Genomic DNA, 18,243 nt, shown 5'->3' with positions numbered 1-18,243 from the left:
CGACGCCGACACCACCACCAAGGAGGTCGCATGAACCAGTCACAGCACCAAGCACGTGCCGGTCCCTGACGCCATCACACTGCTTGTTTCAACGAAAGGCAGAAACACCACTCCGTCGGACTTGACCATAAGGCGAAATAGAAACCCCGTGCAGAAACAATATCTGCACGGGGCGCTTTCATATAACGGCGACTATTCGTCTGCGATAGCGGCCAGAGGCGGCGTCTTCGCGGCCTTCTGGCCAGGGCCGAGAGCAGCAATAACGCCCACAAGCGCAGACCCAAGCAGCATGAGAACGATCTGCAGCCACGGTACCGCGATAGTATTCAGGCCCTCATCCTTCAGCACGGTCAGCAGTGACCAGCCGAGGAACAAGCCGAGGACAATACCTACAACCGCGCCGAAAATGGAGATCTCCACAGATTCCAGGCGAATCATCCGGCGAATCCCCGAGCGCTGCAGGCCGACGGCTCGAAGCATGCCAATCTCCTGGCGGCGCTCGACAACTGAGAGTGCGACAGTATTGATAATTCCCAGAATCGAAATGATGACCGCCAGCGCCAGCAGCGCGTACACGATTCCCAGCATGACATCGATAGAGGCATTAGCCAGCCCCGCAAACTCCTTAGCAGTCATCACCTGTACTACGAGGTAGTCCGCAACTGCGTCGCTAAGCTTTTGCTTCATCTCAGCCATAGCGCTGTCATCTGCCGCGATTGAATCAGAAACATCGACGTAGGTCTGGAAGGGCAACAGGTGGCTGCTTTTGACATATTTATGGGCGGCTTCGTCGGAGACGATAATCGACTGGCCTGGATCACTTGTGTCAGCAAAAATGCCGGTGACGGGGAGCCGAGTTATGCCGCCTTTGGAAACCACTGCGAGTTCAGTGCCAACGTTCCAACCATTCTTTTTCGCTGTTGATTCGCTGATGACAATTCCCGCATCCGGCTTGGCCAGATCCAGGGAGCCCTCGATGGCGCGAGTGCCGTACCATTTGCCGACGTTGGAGTTGAAAACCGACGCATTACTAGATTCCGGTCCGACTTCAGTTTGTTCGCCGTCGGAAGCTATCAACGTGGCGGCTTCCTCAGGTGGGATTACCAGTAGCGCGCCAATCGACAAGGTTGCGGTGTCGTCGACACCATCGATATCCTTCACCGCGTCCTCGACACCAAGAGGCAAGGCCGAATGCGCGGTCAGAGGTGGCGAGAGCACGAAGTCAGCCGTCAGACTGGTCTCTGACCACTCATTGACGGCCTCCTTCATGGACACGCCGAACATACCGATCACAGTCACGAGCGCAAGCCCGAGAGTCAGCGCAAACGATGTGGTTCCCGTTCTGCGCGGATTGCGGTGGGAGTTCGTCGCCGCAAGCTTGCCGACGGTTCCAAAAGGCGCACCTACGACGCGCCCCAGGCCCCCGATCAGAGGCATGGACAGCGCGGGTCCGACAAGCCAGACGGAGGCTACGGCCATCACTGCACCGACACCAACGAAGATGGCACGAATCTTGGTTTCTGCGTCGTTCCACTGCAATGCCCAGGCAATGATTGCGATAGCGGCGGACGCCAGCACAGCGCCGGTCCACGTCCGAGCACTGAGGCTATTGCTGGTTGTTTGATCCCCAGAGCGCATGGCTTCTACGGGAGGGACCGCGCCAGCGCGGGCGGCCGGCGTCCAGGCGGCAATCATGGTAATTACCACGCCGACAATGAGAGGCACGATGACTGCCACCGGTTCGAATGTCAGGCCGTCGCCGGGCATGGAGATACTCATGGCATCGAGAAGCATGAATAGCCCCTGGCTCAGCCCAAATCCCGTGATTACACCTAGTGCGGAACCGATGAGGCCAACAATGAATGCCTCCAAGAGGACTGACCCAGTGAGCTGTCGTCGTGAAGCGCCGAGGGCGCGGAGGAGAGCGAACTCCTTCATGCGCTGAGTGACCAGCATGGTGAAAGTATTGGAGATGATGAAGATCCCGACCAGCAGCCCGATGAGCCCGAAAGCGATGAGGAAGTAGTTGACAAAGCTTAAGGCGGAGGAGACACGTTCGGAGGCCTCCTCGGCGAGCTTAGAGCCTGCCTCTACCTTGAGCTCGGGGAATGCTTCTGCGACATCACGGGTAAGCGTGGCAGCGTCAGTGGTGGAATCGGCGGCGAGGGTGAACATGTCCATATGGCTGTCCGCGCCGTAGAGCTCTCGCCACTGATCTTGGGTGAAAAAGACTGCGAGATAGCCGGTTTCGTCGATGGAGGTATCAGCGATGCCGACAACCTTCACCGTCGCCCGCTCGAGACGGGTGGCCACCTTGATTTCAGTGCCGACGTGGAGGTTGCCGAGTTCGGCGGTGGCGGAGTTGACGACCACCTCACCTGGTGCTTCCGGTGCGTGTCCCCCGGTAACCGTGACCTTGTTGCCCACCGCTTCGGCCGCTGGATAGTAGGGAAGACCCATCGATGGCGAACCATTGGTCTGAATCGGCTTGCCGTCGGCTCCCGTGGCCGTAATGCTGTTGTTGGGATCGCCAATGTTGAGGGCTCGAACCCCGGGGAAGCTTTCGATTTCCTGCGCGGTTTCTTCGGTGAGCGCACCGGGATTTTCAGCGGGGGCCGTCACCACCACGTCGACACCGTCATAAGCGGTACTCATTGCGCCCTTAAAGGCCTTGTCCAGCGATGATGTGAACACAAATGCGCCGGTGATGAAGGCCGTGCCCAGCACGACCGAAATAATTGTGAGCACGAGGCGCAACTTGTGCGAGGTGATATTACGCCAGGCGACGCGGCTCAGCGTGGAAGACGATGATGCCATGGGGAGAGATGACCTGCCTTCCTAAAGATTCTCAATATCTGCCATGCGCGCCAAGATATCGGCGGGCGTGGGGTTGCGAAGCTCGTCAACCACACGGCCATCCGCGAGGAACACAACACGGTCTGCGTAGGACGCGGCGGTGGCATCATGCGTCACAATGACAACGGTCTGACCGATGTCATCAACCGCATCGCGGAGAATCGTCAACACCTCACGAGATGAGTTCGAGTCCAAGTTGCCCGTCGGCTCATCGCCAAAGATGATCTCCGGCCGGCTGACAATGGCACGCGCACAGGCGACACGCTGCTGCTGGCCACCGGACAGTTCCGAGGGGCGGTGCGTAAGCCGTTCCTTAAGCCCGAGGCGCGTAGTGATTTCCTCGAACCACTGCTTATCCACCTTCCGACCAGCGATATTAATGGGCAAGGTGATGTTCTCCGCCGCCGTCAACGTCGGCACCAAGTTGAAGGACTGGAACACAAAGCCCAGGCGGTCACGTCGCAGCGCCGTAATCTCCTTGTCCGACAGCTTCGACAGTTCCGTCGTGCCGATGTACGCGCTTCCCGACGTCGCGGAGTCCAAGCCGGCCATGCAGTGCATCAATGTCGACTTACCCGACCCGGACGGCCCCATAATCGCGGTGAACTCACCAGCGGCAAAAGAGATATCGACATGGTCCAGTGCAGTAACAGCGGCATTGCCGACACCGTACTTCTTGGTGAGCCCCTCAGCGTAGGCCGCCGCTGGTGGGGCGGAATGCTTCAAAGAAGACTCAGCGGATGATTTGGTGGGGCGTTTTGCATGCTTGGCAGACATGGGGGAGGGGGCTCTCTTCTAATTAGATTTGATCAACGGCGAATTAATATCCGGCAGCGAAAGTGGATTGAAAACGCTGCGGCGGGAATGGAACGTTCGTTGTTCACCAGTCACGGGGTCAGCGAAACTCATTTCTACACAGACCAGGTGCAGGGGCTCCGAGGCATTCTCGGCCTCCAGCGGCAGAATCTTCGGGTAGTACTGGTCACCCAGGATGGGAAAGCCCAGTTCACTCAAGTGCAGCCGCAGCTGATGAGTGCGTCCGGTGATGGGCTTCAATTGCCACAGCGCAACGCGACCACTGTCGGCAGCGAGGCCGTCGGCGTCCGAAGGCACGTCGACAAGCGAAATGCGCTCGATGATGGTGTGGGCGTTTGGCTCGCCCTCGAGAGTATAAGCCTGCATCTGGCCAGCAATTTTGTGCTGTCGTGTGCGCAATTCCAGTGGGGTCTCGGGCAGGGCTTCGCTGGCCGCGCCAGCGATGGGGGTAGGCGACGTCAGTGCGTGATAGCGCTTAGTGACTTCCCCCGATGCGAAAAGCCCCTGGTAGGCGCCGCGAACCTCGCGCCGGGCGGTAAAGATGAGCAACCCCGACGTCAGCCTGTCGAGGCGATGTGCGGGAACCAACTCCGGATTACCCAGCTCCCGCCGCAGGCGAACCACAGCGGTTTCCGTAATGTGTCGGCCGCGCGGCATCGTTGCCAAAAACGACGGCTTGTCGACGACCACAAGGTTGTCATCTTGAAAGACAATCGGCATCGGCCCCGCGATTGTGCGCTCCGGTGCCGGGGTGCGGTAAAACCACATTTCCGCGCCGGGCTTCACCATGTCATCTGGACTGTAGGGCACTGAGTTGGCGCGAACGACGAGCCCATCTGCAAAACGCTTGGCCACAGCCGCTTCATCATCGTCCGGGTGGCGGTGGGTTTGACCTGCGATAGCGCCTGCGAGCAGATCCCACGCACGGGTGGGGGCATCGCCACGACGCCCGGGAGCGGCGATACGGGATGGGTTGAGCCCATCACGAATGGGCAGTGGCATGCGACGCATACGGCTGACTTTAACAGGTGCCCCGGATTCACCCGGCGGGCAAGCGGAGCTGCTGGCGCAGGGCTGTGTTGGTATCGCCCCTAAAGGCGTAGGTGGACAACATTCTGCCCTGTCGGTCGCAACATAATGGGGGTAGGGTGGAGGTGAAAGTAATAAAAGGGTTGGCTCGGAAGAGTTGACTAAATAGCAAAGCTTGTCCATTAAAATGGCGTCCAAGCAGGTGCGATAGGTGTAGCTGCGTTGCGGTCGGGCCGCGGAGAGCCAATTTTTATGGATCGCATAATAAGGAGGCAATCAATGCCAAGGCAGAACATCATTGTGTGCGCGGTCGATGGCTCGGAGGCATCCAAGACCGCCGTCAAGTGGGCCGCTAACACCGCAGTGAAGCGCGGTGAGCCGCTCCGTCTGGTCAGCAGCTACTCCATGCCGCAGTTCCTCTACGCAGAGGGCATGGTTCCGCCGCAGGAACTTTACGACGATCTTGAGGCCGAAACCCTGGAGAAGATTAACGAGGCCAAGAAGATTGCCCTCGACTTCGCACCGTCGGTAGATGTCAGCCACCAGATTGAAGAGGGCAGCCCGATTGACATGCTGCTCGACCTGTCTGAGCAGGCAACCATGGTGGTTATGGGCTCTCGCGGTCTGGGCGGGCTCTCTGGCATGGTCATGGGTTCCGTTTCCGCCGCTGTTGTCTCCCACGCATCGTGCCCGGTTGTCGTTGTCCGCGAGGACAACCTCGTAACCGATGAGACCAAGTACGGCCCTGTTGTTGTCGGTGTCGATGGCTCCGACATTTCCGAGAAGGCAACGGAGTACGCATTCCGTGAGGCCGATGCTCGTGGTGCCGAACTGATTGCGGTTCACACCTGGATGGACATGCAGGTACAGGCTTCCTTGGCTGGCCTTTCTGCAGCTCAGAGCCAGTGGCAGGTTGTGGAAGAGGAGCAGAAGGCTCTGCTCGGCCACCGCCTGGAGAAGTACGCTAAGAAGTACCCGGAAGTGGCCATCAAGAAGGTTGTTACCCGCGACCGCCCGGTTCGTGCTCTGGCTGATGCCTCGGAAGGCTCGCAGCTGCTGGTCGTCGGCAGCCACGGCCGCGGAGGTTTCAAGGGCATGCTGCTCGGCTCCACCTCGCGTGCACTCCTGCAGGCGGCTGCTTGCCCGATGATGGTCGTCCGCCCGGAGACTGACGCCTAAAGCGCCCTTCGAGGAGCCTGGGAAAGACACCGGTGCCGGTCGTTGAGGCGTGTTTAGCGTCGACAGCAGAAACCGTTACCAAATATTTATAAGTAGAACCTAGCCGGTTTCCGACATGCCTCGGAGGCCGGCTTTGGCTTATCCAAATGAGGGCTCTCGTCTGCATAAACCCCGTTTTCATGCAGAAAGTACAGATTTTATAAGAGTTTTCCTGTGGTTATCCGACTGTTATCTCGCTAGTTTCCCAGTGGCCGAAATGGCCTGATAGTGCTTGCAGTGTATGCAAGATTTTTCGGAAAGACTTATAGTTGAATCAGAACGATTTCGGGAAAGGAATATCTATCATGAACGAGATTCTTCTTGCTGCCTCCTTTAGTCCTACTCTGGGCTTCGTTGGTTGGATTATCATCGGTGGTCTTGCCGGCTGGATCGGCTCTAAGATTATGAACACCGACGAACAGATGGGCGTCGTCCTGAATATCGTCGTTGGTATCGTCGGTGGTTTCTTGGGCGGTTGGCTGCTCACCCTGGTAGGCGTTGATGTCGCGAGCGGTGGAATGTTCTTCAGCTTCCTCACCTGCCTGCTCGGCGCCGTGATCCTGCTGTGGATTGTCGGCATGATTCAGAAGCGCAAGTAAGCCAAGCAAAACAGCGCGACTATGCACGAAGCGTCGTAACGCTGCTATCTACTGGATAGTGAGCTAGAGCGCGGGGCATCTCATCAACATTGAGATGCCCTTTTTTGTTGTGCGGTTGTCGTGAAGTTGGCGTTCTGCGATTGTCGCGCCATCTGTTGGGGGCAGCAATCATCGCACGCTAAAGTAGGACTAGAGGCTGAAAGACTGACTAGTTTGTTCTTTTACAAAATCACAGTCGCAGATACGCCTACAATGGAATATCACAGACTATGAACGCCCTGTTCAGTGTTGCGAAAGCAATGGTGCTAATGCCGGTATTTGCGAGTAAGCAGCTGTTAGAACGGGGTGTGACTTTGGAAGGACGAGAGGTACTGCCGTGGCAGAAGCGACAACGGGCAAGGGCGCAAAAGGCGGCCGCGCTTCCTCTCGCCGTCGTAACCGCCCCAGTCCGCGGGAGCGCCTCCTGGCATCAGCGACAGCTCTGTTTACAACGGAGGGCATCCGCGTTGTCGGCATTGACCGCATCCTGCGAGAAGCTGATGTGGCTAAAGCCAGCCTGTATTCGTTGTTCGGATCCAAGGACAAGCTAGTCATCGCATATCTGCAAGACCTCGACGCCAAATGGCGGGAGGCTTGGGAGCAGCGAGTGGCCTCGTTGGATACCCCGGCGGAGAAGATTCTCGCTTTCTTTGATCAGTGTATTGCGGAGCAGCCGGCAATCGACTTCCGTGGTTCACACTTCCAGAATGCGGCTAGTGAATATCCGCGGCCGGAAACGGAGTCGGAGCAGGACATCCGTCAGGCCGCAGCCGATCACCGTTCCTGGGTTTGGCAACAGCTACACACGCTGCTGACTGAAAATGAATCTAGTATGCCGTCTGCTCACGCAAATATGCTGTTGCTCTACCTCGACGGCGGCCTCGCGGGTGCCAAGATGTCCAAGGACCTGAACCCGCTACAGATGGCGCGCGACCTGGCCCGTGACCTGGTCACATAAATACTTAATTCCCTTTTTAACGCGCCCTAGTTCTCGCCTTTAACTCACGGGCTAATCTCGGAAGCGTTTCCAGTCCGACTCCTTTGAGCCGGTGGCCTTCTTAACCATATTCTTCGTATTCTGGCCGAGCAGCATTCCCAGGTTCTTTGCAATCAGAATTGGCTTCGGCCGTTTCTGTGCCTTTTGCGCTTTCTCGGCTTGTCGTTTCATGTCGTCCCGCACTTTAGCCAGGCCGGGAAGCGGCGGAACTATACCCGAGGAAATCTTCATATCCTGCGTCAGGGACGGCAGATTGTCCTGAGCACCAGGCCGCATCTGGGTCACCATGTAGCGAACCTTCGCAATTTTCAAAGCCTGGGCATATTCTTCTTCCTGCTTTGCTTTACGACGGTCCCGCGATTCCTTCTCAATAGCGGCATATTCGCTCTTAAACTGCTTTATCTTCCACGGAGCGAATGCGGATTTGATATAAAAGCGACGTTTGGCCTGCTTTAACTTCTTCTTTTCCTCCCGCTCCGATTCGTATTCACCCTTTTGGTGGTTTTGAAGAGTTCGGAAATCGTCCGTGAGTGGGTAGGTCTTTTCCACATAGCGGGTGAGAATAATATTTTGGGTCAGTGTCCAGAAGTTATTGGTGACCCAGTAGACAATTAGAGCCACAGGTGTGGGGCCAAAGAACCCCGCGAAGAGGATCATCAGCGGTGCGTAGATAAGCATTACGCGCATGAATTTGCTGAGGAATACACTGACGCTATTGGAATAGTCGAGAGTGCGCTGCAACCGGCGGTAGGAAATGACCAAGTTAAAACCGGTGAAAAAGGCCGCTGCAACGATGCCGATAATGCAGAAAGTTAACAGCGAATCATGATTGCCCCCGAGGATTTGCAGTTGCTCCGGGGCCATGCGCAGATATGCGGGTAGAGGCTGACCCAAAAATGTCGCGCTCAGAAAGTCGGAAATCTCATCCTTAGAGATGAATCCGACATTATGAGACGCAGGCAGCCCAGGCCCCTCAGATGCCCGCAGCATGTGCCTCAGCATGCGAACAAGGCCCATAATCACGGGAATCTGGACGAAGAGGGGTGCCAGCATTACGGAGGTCTTAATCCCCTCGGCTTTGCGCATTTCCCTGCTGGCAAAGTTTACGTATTGTGGCGAGTTCGGCTCGATGCTCCTGCGGTAGCGCTCCTTGAGCATAAAAAGCTGCGGCCGTAGGTTGGCTGTCTTGCGCGCCGAGATAAATTGCTGGAACGCGAGAAACGCTAAAGCGCCACGCACCGTAAACACCAGTAAGAAGAGAGAAAGCGTCCAGGACAGAGAAGACGGCAGGTGCAACACTGAGGCCAGTAAAAGGTGCCACGCCTTAAGGACAAACGAGACCAGCCAAACAAATGGTTCCAAAATAACCACGGGCCGACTCCTCCATGTCAAGGATAAGAAAAGTAAGACAACCGGATGAGGCCGGTGTGCCAATTCCAGCCGCTATCCTAGCGACTCGAATCACCTGCCCCAACTTTAAAACAGGGTCCCGCCACGGCGGGACCCTGTTTTAAAGATAGTAAAGCTGGATGAAATCCAGTGGAAGGCAAACGGACCTAGGTGAGAACTAGTTAGCGCTCTCGTACTTTTCAATAATGTGCTTTGGCAGCGCACCACGGTCTGCAACATCCATGCCATTCTCTCGTGCCCACTGGCGGATCTTGCGATTGCGATCACGGGCCTCAGCGGCATTGGGATTAGCGGAAGAGCGCTTACGCGGAGCTACAACCGTGCTGTGGTCAATAGAAGCGTTCGCAATATACGGTTCCAATACCTGCTCGAACTTCTCAGCATTTTCCTGAGAGAGGTCGAGAATGTAGTTCTTACCGCGGAAAGAGAAACGAACGACTTGGTGATCTGCGGAATCAAGCGGAGTCCCATCGAGGTCGTCGATGTACTGAATTAGTTCGCGGCGTGCCATAGAATCCCTGCCTAAGCTTGGTGCTGAACTTGTAATAATGAAGAAGGCTTACGGTGAAAGTTCAAATTAATATCAAGCCCTATTTTCATTCCCCCACAGTATAAGTGCAAAGAAATTTAATGTCTATTGACGATAATTGAGCTTGATTGTGCAACTTATATTGAATACATGGTTTGTTAATAATTCGATTAATTGTGCACAAGAACTTGGGGTATTAAAAAGACGGCCCTGCATGTTGTGCAGGGCCGTCGTGAACAGCAACTACGCCACTGAGGGCGCAATGCGGGGTGCGCTCTCGGTAGTCGTCGTAAAGCGAAAGGACGAGAAGGCGCTTAAGCCTGGGTCATGCCCTGACCCGGCTTGCCGCGGTAGGTAGCGGCGACGAAAAGCGGCTGGTTCGGTTCTTCCTTGACCTCGACGAGGCGGTACTCAGAGGTAACGTCCTCGCGGCCGAAGTAGACAGCGGTGTAGCCGTGGCGGTCGAACTCGAGGTAGTTGACGTACGGGTTCGCAGCCTTGAGTCCAGTGGTAGCAGCCAAGGAAATCGGGTTGTCCTGAGGCAGCTTCACAATGTCATCGATGTTCGGGGCGCTGACGGAAGTACAGACAATCTCAATAGCGGCAATGCCGGCACTCGGGTACTCGCCCGGGACCTTCGGTACGTTGCAGTTCCAGGAGGAGTGAATATCGCCGGTGAGGAAGACAACGTTGTCGTAGCCTTCCTTATCCATGATGTTGATCAGCTTACGACGCTCAGCAGCGTAGCCATCCCACTGATCCAAGTTGTACGGCAGGCCGTCCTGAGGCAAGCTCAGCAGCTCGGTGACAGCGCGGGTGGCCTCCGGATCCAGCGGCGGTACCAGCACCGGAGTGAACATGACGGAGTTGCCCACGACACGCCACTTTGCGCTCGAGGAACGCCACTGGCCGAGCAGGTAATTGAACTGCTCAGAGCCGAGCATGGAGCGGTTCTCATCATCGGTCTCGCCAGCGCGGATGAACTTCAGCTGCTGGTCGCGGTAGGTGCGCAGGTCCAGCATGGTCAGGTCGGCGAGATCGCCGAAACGGAAGCTGCGGTAGAGCTTGCCGCCCTGGGAGAACGGGACCGCGCGAACCGGCAGCCACTCCAGGTAAGCCTGGATAGCGGCGTCGCGGCGGGCAATGTAGTCGCCTTCGGTCTCCGGGTCGTGGTTCTCAGCGCCACTGTGCCAATCATCGTTGGCGACCTCGTGGTCATCCCAGGTCACAATCCACGGCTTTGCGCGGTGAGCTTCCTGCAGGTCCGCATCGGTGCGGTAGGTGGCGTAGCGCAGGCGGTAATCAGCGAGAGAAATAATCTCGTGAGCCGGCTTGTGGTCACGAACCGGGCCCTTGCCGGAGTAGCCACCGGCCTCGTACTCGTAGATGTAGTCACCGACACACATAATGATGTCGATGCGGTCATTTTCCGCCATATCGCGGTAAGCGGAGAAGAAGCCACTTTCCCAGTTAGCGCAGGAGGTCAGCGCGATGCCCAGGTGATCTGGCGAGGAGTTCACCGGCGGCGCAGTGCGAGTCTGGCCAATCGGGGAAACCTGGTCCGCGTGATCACCAGCGGTGACGGTAAAGCGGTAGAAGTAGTAGGAATCAGCGGAGAGACCCTTGACATCGATCTTGACGGTGTTGTCAGCATCCGGGTCGGTGTTCAGGGCACCAGAGGCAACGATGTTGCCGAAGCCCTCATCAGAAGCGACTTCCCACTTCAGTGCAACAGGGCGGCCCTGGTTCGCACCTGCGGTGTCGCCGGGGTGCGAGGTCACACGAGTCCAGATAAGAACCGAGTCCGGCAGTGGATCGCCAGAGGCCACACCGTGTTGGAATACCTGAAAGCCACCAGATCCGCCAGCATTAGCTGGGGACTGTGGCTCAGGATTGGCCCCCGCACTAGTAGCGGTCGCCAGGCCGATGGCGCCAGCAGCAGCACCGGTAGCGCCGGCACGCAGTACGGCACGACGAGAAGGGGTGAATGGCTTTTGGGCTGTTGCGTCGCTGTTCGAGACCGCACCGTTCAGATTTGAGGCTGCAGTCTGAGATTTATCTGAAGATGGCATAGCCCTCATTACAGTGGCTCTCAGTCCGTAGCGCCATCGGAGGGAGAAAATAGCCCGATACGGGGGTACTAAGAGCGAAAGCGCGACTATTGCTGCTCAACCACAGTCGCGCTGAGTCCGACGGATCTCGGCGAGTGGCCTTAACCCGAAGCGGCCAGGTTTACGCGCCCAGCTCCGAAATGATCTGGCGATCCAGAGAATCCAGCTCTGCGGTAATGGAGTGGTGCGCGCGACGACGCTGCTCCGGGGTCATCTTCTCGGCAGTGTTAATGGCATCAGTCATGACATCCAGACGCGAGTTGGCGTCCTTGATAAAACCATCGGTACCCTTGACGCCCGACTTACGCAGCTCTGTCAGTGAACCACGAGTGGCCTCAATGCGGGCCAGCAGCGGTGCACCGTGCCCCTGGTAACGAGCGGCATCATTAGCGGAAACACCGAACTTCTGCGCGGCCGAAGAGTGTTCACGGCGCTGAATGGCAGTGATGGCGCGGTAGGCCAGCGGAACCAGCACCGGTACCAGCAGGCGTGCGCCACCGATCCACGACTTTGCCTTGTCCTTGTTGAAGCCCTGGTTGCGCTGCTGTTGCAGGATCTTCTCGGCCATCTTGGTCTGGTGACGCTGCTTGGCGGCCAGCGCCTTCTTCTCGTCCTTGGCACTTGCCTTGCGGATCTTCTCCGCGCGCTTCAGAGCACGGTTTTCCAGCTTGAGTTCCTTCTTACCGAGCTTTTCCTCAGAACGAACGCGGCCAGCGGCCTCCTTCAGCTCCAGCTTGTGCTGGTGCTTCTGGTCGCGCTTAGCGGCCTTGACCTCAGCCTTGTGTGCCTTGCGATTAAGCCGAGCTGCGTGGCGAGCCTCTTCCTTAGCCTTCGCCTTGGCAGCCTTCACCTGCTTGGCGGTTTCGCGCCGACGCTCACGGATGTCACCCAAGAAGCTCATTTTTTCCTTCGCCTAGTTGCTCGCAGATAGTCCCTCCGGAAAAGCGGGGCGGAAAACCCGTAAACCCCACCGCGCCGGAGTGCGCTTGCCAGATGCAGTGGCTGCATCACGATTCTTGCTATCCAAGCTTAACGTGAAACTTCCTACCGAGTGGCGATACGCTAATTCTCATTGTGACTGATTCATCCGTTTCGCGCCCGCTTCTCCACGCGAGCGACCTCATCGGCTGCCGCTACCGGCTGAGCCTCGACCTCCGCGAGGGGCGGCTAGTCGAACCTGCTTCTCACCAAGAGCACCGCTTGCCGACGTCCATCGCGTCCATCCCCGGCCTGTACACAGTGGCCTCGGGACCGGACGCTCACCTGGATACCCTTGAGGCCATCGCCCGCGGAGAAAGCGTCATCGCCGGTGGCGTGCTCATGCATGAGCGTCCGATTCCCGGTGGGGTGTACTCGGGAATCGACGAGATTTGCCACCCCGATCTGCTGGTCAAGGTCGATGATTCACCACAGACGACCTCACCGACGTACATGCCGGTCCTGGTTGTCACTCGGCACCTGCTCTCTGCGCGCAAATCGGGCCGGCGGCGTAAGCCGTCGTCAAGCAATGCGGCGCGTGCGGCGGCGATGCAGGTGCGACTGCTGGGCGTTGATCGGCTCGGGCGTGATGGCGTGATGGGGCGGACCCTGCGTCAGGCGATGGTTGTTACAGATGAGTGGAAGCTACGGCATTACGGACCCGATGCTGTGAAGCTTGGGCAGGCAGCGGCGATACTGCACCGGCTGGGCGTGTCCTGTGGTCTGGTGGGGGCGATTAGTGCCACCGGAATGAACCTGGATACACGGCATATTGTCATTGCTGATGAGGGTTCGCGCGTGGCCTCGTACCGGATGGCGTTGCGCGACGCGCGTGATGCCGTCGCTGCCACTCAGGGGCGACCGTCACGGTTTACGCCGGGCACCTGGCCGCTGGCGCCGCGGCGCATCCGGGAGTGCCGAACCTGCCATCACCACGACCGTTGCTTCGATGAGCTGACCGCAAGTGACGACATTTCCCTCCTTCTACCTGGGGATAAGTCCATGCGGTTGCGCAGCGTGGGCATCGACACGGTCACGGCATTGGCGCAGGCGAGTACCAACACTCCGCACGTCAGCAAGGAGCAGGTGTGGATGGCGAGGGCGCGGCTTGCCGACGTCGACGCGCTCCGGGTAGCCGCCAAGACATCGGCCCCGCGTGGCGATGTCGAGATGGACATCGATATGGAGGCGTATCCCAACGATGGCGCCTACCTGTGGGGAACCTGGGTGCCCGGGGAGGACTACCGTGGCTTCATCACCTGGGAGCCACCGGGGCCAGAGGGGCTCGGCGGCACGGCGGAGGCCAGGAACTTTGCGATTTTCTGGGATTACCTGATGCGGCGTCGAAATGCGGCGCATGAACAAGGCAAGACCTTCCGCGCCTATTGCTGGGCGGCAGAGGGCGAGAACTATTGGCTACGTCAGAGCGCTACCCGGTTCGGCGGCCAAGAATTTGTGGTGCCCGCAGATTCGGCGGATTTGGCCACAGGTGATGTGGCTGGTTCCGGTTTCGAGGCAGCTGGCCCGACAAAGATTGTGCGGGTGCCGACCCGCGAAGAAGTGGACAAGTTCATTGCCTCGGAGGACTGGGTGGACATGCTGAAGGTTGCCCGTCGCCAGATCCTCTCCACCGTCGGCATGGGGCTGAAAGTCGTGGCCCCGTGGTCGGGCTTCCACTGGCGCGACGCCGATGTTGACGGCGAGGCATCGCTGGATCTGTATCGCATTGCGACGGCCACTGACCTCGACTTTGTCGCGGAACAGTCCTTTGAAAAGCTCACGCAAGCCGAGGCGCGCGCTATGCTGCTGCGCTACAACGGCGATGACTGCCGATCGGTAGCCCACGTCCGCGACTGGCTGGATTCACAGCGCGCGGCCGCGGACCTGCCGCATGGGGATGACCTGCCGGTTCCTTAGCGCGCTAACCACGCGTCCACGTGCCGCGCCGGGCGAACTTAGGTGAGACCTTCTTCATCGCAGCATTGCGAATGATGGCCGTGTTCTTGCGGGCTAACAGCAGCAACTGCTGTGTGCGCTCGGCACGGAATGTTGAGCGAGGGGAGCGGTGCACATCGCGGAAAAGCCGCTTGGTCGCCGCCAGCTGATCCGGCGAACGCGTCGCCAGCTGTGCCAACTTCTCCTTGGCCAGTTCAAGCGCAGCGTCCTCCGTGTCCATGGCCCACGTCGCCAGACCAATCTCAGTTGCTTCCTTGCCGTTAAGTTCTTCGCCAGACATAGTCAGCCAACGTGCAGTATCGGCGCTGACCTCGTCGAGAATGGTTCGCATACCGGACATATCCGGAATCAGCCCCCACTTCGCTTCGAGGATTGACCACTTGGCATCGCTCGTCGTAATGCGGAAATCAGCACCTAGCGCAATCTGTAGACCACCGCCGTAACAGTGCCCATGCACCGCCGCAATGACCGGCACCGGCAGGCGTCGCCAGTCCCAGCAGACGCGCTGGAACAGGTTCGTGCCGTGGATATCGGGGACGAATGAGCGCAGAATGCGCGAGGGCTTCTTAAATGCCGATGCGAAATCGAGCCCAGCGCAAAACGATTTGCCCTCGCCACGTAGAATCACGCCGCGCAGATCACGGTCAGTTGCCAGTTTCCGGGCGACGGTGGACATCTCGGTCAGCATCTCAAGTGTTAGACCGTTGAGTTTGTCTCCGCGGTCCAAACTGACGACAGCGATTTTCGCCGCCTCTGAATCAGCTACGGCGAGGTGTTCATAGGTGACGTTGACATTGTTGCTGGTGCTCATGGGCACTAACGCTAAACGACGGCTACGTGTGCCGCCCGGGAAATACCAAAAGTGGTCTCAAACAAGACATAAAAAACCGACCCGCTGAGGGTAAGCCCCGTCAGCGAGCCGGTAAGCCATCTTTAGCGCGCGGCAGGGACGCGTAAAAAGTCGCGCGCTGTTAGCCGAGATTACTTGGCAGCTGCGAACAGCTCTGCAGCGTAATCCCAGTTGAAGACGTTCCAGACAGCCTTGACGTAGTCAGCCTTGACGTTCTTGTACTGCAGGTAGAAAGCGTGCTCCCACATATCCAGCAGCAGAACCGGCTTCAGGTTGATGGACAGGTTGCCCTGCTGATCAGTCATCTGCTCAATAACCAGGCGCTCTGCAATGGTGTCGTAACCCAGGACAGCCCAGCCGGAGCCCTGCAGACCCAGAGCAGCAGCGTTGAAGTGAGCCTGGAACTTCTCGAAAGAGCCGAAGTCGCGCTCGATAGCCTCAGCCAGCTCGCCGGTCGGCTGGCCGCCACCGTTCGGGGACAGCAGCTTCCAGAACAGGGAGTGGTTGGTGTGGCCACCCAGGTTAAAGGCCAGGTCCTTGGACAGGCCGGTAACAGCTGCGAAGTCGCCGGACTCGCGAGCAGCAGCGAGCTTCTCCAGAGCGGCGTTGGCGCCGTTGACGTAATTAGCGTGGTGCTTGCTGTGGTGCAGCTCCATAATCTCGCCGGAGATGTGCGGCTCCAGAGCGTCGTAAGCGTAATCCAGCTCAGGAAGTTCGTACTTAGTCATTAGGAAAATTCCTCCTCAACACGTTTTTAGGTTGTGCCGTCGATGGTACTCAAGATGAGCGGATGCGCAACCATTTAAGCAATAGAATTAATGCGAAATTCGTAAAAAATGCTGTTCAGAGGTATCTGTCACAAGTTTATGAACGCGGCGGCTGAGTGCGGCGAATCCACTTACTCACGCGCTTGAAGCGCATTCCGGCCGCGCCACCCAGGTCGTCGTCAAGCGGAATGTCGAGGATGGAAGCCCACGTTGGCAGCATTTCTTCCTCGTACCGGTGGCCGTGACCACCGGGGACGGTGACGGAGGCGAGGCCGTCGATAAGCACCTGCCAGAAGGTGACGAACGGGTGCCAGCGCATGGAGGGGAGGACATCGCGGCCGACGCGCTCTGCAAGCCAGTCGGGGCGGCGCCAGGCCAGCGGGTAATCCCACCAGACGATGGGGTCAGAGGCATGCTGCAGGAATGCGACGCGCGGGAACTCCCACGGCCCGAACTTGGTGCCATAGAACGAGTGGTACAGCTCGTCGGGGCGCGTAGCGAAGCGGATGTTTCGCCCCTCGTTGATGACCGGAGCGATTTCTGGGGACCCCTTTGTCCGGCGGTGCGTCAGCTCTTTCCACATTGCGGAGAACTGCGGTGTGCCAGTCCAGACAGCACCGTCGACGCGTGCGAGCATGTCGGCGGAATTCTCGAACGCGCCGAGACCGCCAAACCCGCCGAGGGATTCACCGGCGACGTAGACCTTTGGCCGGTCGTTTTCCGGCATTTTGTCGACTTCCTGCAACACCCGATGGATAAGAGTGTGGCCAGCTGCGATTGGGGTTTCGTGGTCCGTTAGCCACGCCACTGGGGAGGGCAGGTCAGAGTACTGCAGAGCGACAGTGGCGCAGTTGCCAAGCGTCAAGAACTCTGCAGCCTGCGCCGACCACGGTGGCACCCAACCTGTGCCGGTGGTGGTGAAGACAACCAGGTGATCGCGCCGGAACGCGCCGGTGCGGTGCATCTCGCGGATGATGAGCTCCGCCTGTTCCCGCAGAGAACGGCCTTGCACCTTGCCCGCATAAATGCGGATGGGTTCCTGCAGTTCGGAGAGCGGCTTGCCAGTAACCACTGCCAAATCTCGGGCACGGGGGCCTTCGGCGACGAAGACGCGACCCTCGGCACCGAGTGCGTACCACGGCTCCAGAGACCATGGGCTTCCGGAACGTTCCGGCTCCCACGGCTGCATGCGACCTGGAACGACCAGGGTATTCAGGTAGCGGGACTTCTTGGCGATGGACTCCAAAGTCCGACGGATAAGCAGTCGGTCAATGCTGGCGGCCACGGCACCACCGACGATGGCACCACTGAGAACCGGGGCGAGACCGCGAGGAAGCCATGGGCGGAGGTTGTCGCGCAGCAGGTCGTAGCCGCGATTGGCCAGCGCGGAGAGCCCCCGAGTGGTCAGGTAGAGACCACTGGCAATCATTGTGGAGGCGAACTGGCTGCGTGCTGATTCCTGCTCATCCTTGCCCACCAGGCGACCAATTTCGCGCTGCTGGGAAATGGAGCGCAGCCACAGCGCCGCGGTGGTGGCCGTGGTGGCCACATGCCAGGTCACGGCCAGTGCACGTTCGTGACGAGGTGCCAGCGCAAAGCGGCTGAGCGGAGTGTTGGCCAGACGCCGCATCGTCGTGTTGTAGCCATAGCCGATGGCCACCCCTGTGACATGACCTGCCAGCTGTGCCAGGAAGGTCACAGTAACGGTGGCGGTCCGAGTACGCGGCATCAGTGAGGGGCTAAAGGCAGCCCATGACGCAATTTCTGCACCAATTAGACCGGGGTTGGAGGGGATGCCCGCCCGCAGTGCGCTGCGGATAGTGCCAGGGCCGGTACCTAGGAGGCGTTCGCGAAAGACTTTGGTGGCCATCAGACTGCCGGTGCCGACTGCGCCCAGCGCTTTGGCCATGCCAGCTGTGCCAGCGACTCCTGTGATTCCCGTTCGCGCTGCTCGCGCAGCTCGCACTGTCCTGGCGGTTTCGATTGGCTGAGCTACAGGTGTGTTGCCCGTAGACGCAATCGAGGGCGCAATCGAAGTAAATGCGCGACGCAGGAATCCCATGACTCCCATCATGACAAAATTTTTTC

14 protein-coding genes are annotated in these 18,243 nt (G+C 58.5%); 4 read left to right on the top strand and 10 right to left on the bottom strand.

Going from position 1 to position 18,243, the window contains the following annotated elements; genetic code table 11:
* Nucleotides 1–192: 192 nt before the first annotated feature.
* The 3 genes from NQ014_RS08840 to NQ014_RS08830 are packed head-to-tail and all read right to left on the bottom strand — an operon-like array spanning nt 193 to nt 4,683.
* Nucleotides 193–2,817 (bottom strand): ABC transporter permease, encoded by a 2,625-nt coding sequence (locus NQ014_RS08840; protein ID WP_257074884.1) that lies wholly within the window; start codon nt 2,815–2,817, stop codon nt 193–195.
* A 21-nt stretch (nt 2,818–2,838) separates the two neighbouring features.
* Nucleotides 2,839–3,633: an ABC transporter ATP-binding protein gene (locus NQ014_RS08835; RefSeq protein WP_172954627.1), complete on the bottom strand. Its 795-nt coding sequence runs from the start codon at nt 3,631–3,633 to the stop codon at nt 2,839–2,841.
* Between the two features lie 18 nt (nt 3,634–3,651).
* Complete coding sequence (locus NQ014_RS08830) at nt 3,652–4,683, bottom strand: pseudouridine synthase (protein ID WP_257074883.1); 1,032 nt, start codon at nt 4,681–4,683, stop codon at nt 3,652–3,654.
* Between the two features lie 297 nt (nt 4,684–4,980).
* Here NQ014_RS08830 and NQ014_RS08825 point away from each other — a divergent pair, with 297 nt between their 5' ends.
* The 3 genes from NQ014_RS08825 (at nt 4,981) to NQ014_RS08815 (ending at nt 7,515) form a co-directional block, all read left to right on the top strand.
* On the top strand, nt 4,981–5,880 hold the full coding sequence (locus NQ014_RS08825) for a universal stress protein (protein ID WP_005510554.1): 900 nt from the start codon (nt 4,981–4,983) through the stop codon (nt 5,878–5,880).
* Between the two features lie 344 nt (nt 5,881–6,224).
* Nucleotides 6,225–6,518 carry a GlsB/YeaQ/YmgE family stress response membrane protein gene (locus tag NQ014_RS08820; protein WP_257074882.1) on the top strand — a complete coding sequence of 98 codons (294 nt, stop codon included), beginning with the start codon at nt 6,225–6,227 and terminating at the stop codon, nt 6,516–6,518.
* 376 nt (nt 6,519–6,894) lie between these two features.
* Nucleotides 6,895–7,515: a TetR/AcrR family transcriptional regulator gene (locus tag NQ014_RS08815; RefSeq protein WP_070642582.1), complete on the top strand. Its 621-nt coding sequence runs from the start codon at nt 6,895–6,897 to the stop codon at nt 7,513–7,515.
* A 51-nt stretch (nt 7,516–7,566) separates the two neighbouring features.
* On the opposite strand, the gene yidC is transcribed toward NQ014_RS08815, so the two are convergent.
* The 4 genes from yidC to NQ014_RS08795 form a co-directional block, all read right to left on the bottom strand.
* Nucleotides 7,567–8,925, bottom strand: coding sequence for a membrane protein insertase YidC (gene yidC / locus NQ014_RS08810; protein WP_257074881.1), 1,359 nt, complete (start codon nt 8,923–8,925; stop codon nt 7,567–7,569).
* Nucleotides 8,926–9,121: 196 nt separating this feature from the next.
* On the bottom strand, nt 9,122–9,475 hold the full coding sequence (locus tag NQ014_RS08805; RefSeq protein ID WP_016421684.1) for an Lsr2 family protein: 354 nt from the start codon (nt 9,473–9,475) through the stop codon (nt 9,122–9,124).
* A gap of 332 nt (nt 9,476–9,807) precedes the next feature.
* The gene (locus tag NQ014_RS08800; RefSeq protein ID WP_257074880.1) at nt 9,808–11,565 is read right to left on the bottom strand and encodes an alkaline phosphatase; all 1,758 of its coding nucleotides are present in this window, start codon (nt 11,563–11,565) and stop codon (nt 9,808–9,810) included.
* A 160-nt stretch (nt 11,566–11,725) separates the two neighbouring features.
* Nucleotides 11,726–12,505, bottom strand: a complete 780-nt coding sequence (locus NQ014_RS08795) for a DUF6474 family protein (protein WP_070833576.1) — start codon at nt 12,503–12,505, stop codon at nt 11,726–11,728.
* Nucleotides 12,506–12,678: 173 nt separating this feature from the next.
* On the opposite strand from NQ014_RS08795, the gene NQ014_RS08790 reads away from it, so the two are divergent.
* Complete coding sequence (locus NQ014_RS08790) at nt 12,679–14,499, top strand: ribonuclease H-like domain-containing protein (RefSeq protein ID WP_257074878.1); 1,821 nt, start codon at nt 12,679–12,681, stop codon at nt 14,497–14,499.
* Nucleotides 14,500–14,503: 4 nt separating this feature from the next.
* Here NQ014_RS08790 and NQ014_RS08785 read toward each other — a convergent pair whose 3' ends face one another.
* From NQ014_RS08785 to NQ014_RS08775, 3 genes are all read right to left on the bottom strand, one after another.
* Nucleotides 14,504–15,349 carry a crotonase/enoyl-CoA hydratase family protein gene (locus tag NQ014_RS08785; RefSeq protein WP_257074877.1) on the bottom strand — a complete coding sequence of 282 codons (846 nt, stop codon included), beginning with the start codon at nt 15,347–15,349 and terminating at the stop codon, nt 14,504–14,506.
* A gap of 170 nt (nt 15,350–15,519) precedes the next feature.
* Nucleotides 15,520–16,116, bottom strand: coding sequence for a superoxide dismutase (locus tag NQ014_RS08780; RefSeq protein ID WP_005510435.1), 597 nt, complete (start codon nt 16,114–16,116; stop codon nt 15,520–15,522).
* 136 nt (nt 16,117–16,252) lie between these two features.
* Nucleotides 16,253–18,229, bottom strand: coding sequence for an alpha/beta-hydrolase family protein (locus NQ014_RS08775; protein WP_257074874.1), 1,977 nt, complete (start codon nt 18,227–18,229; stop codon nt 16,253–16,255).
* Between the last annotated feature and the right edge of the window lie 14 nt (nt 18,230–18,243).

This window comes from Corynebacterium sp. 5QC2CO (genome assembly GCF_024580435.1).
GTDB lineage: Bacteria > Actinomycetota > Actinomycetes > Mycobacteriales > Mycobacteriaceae > Corynebacterium > Corynebacterium jeikeium_D.
This window is presented reverse-complemented; position numbering and strand designations above follow the sequence as displayed.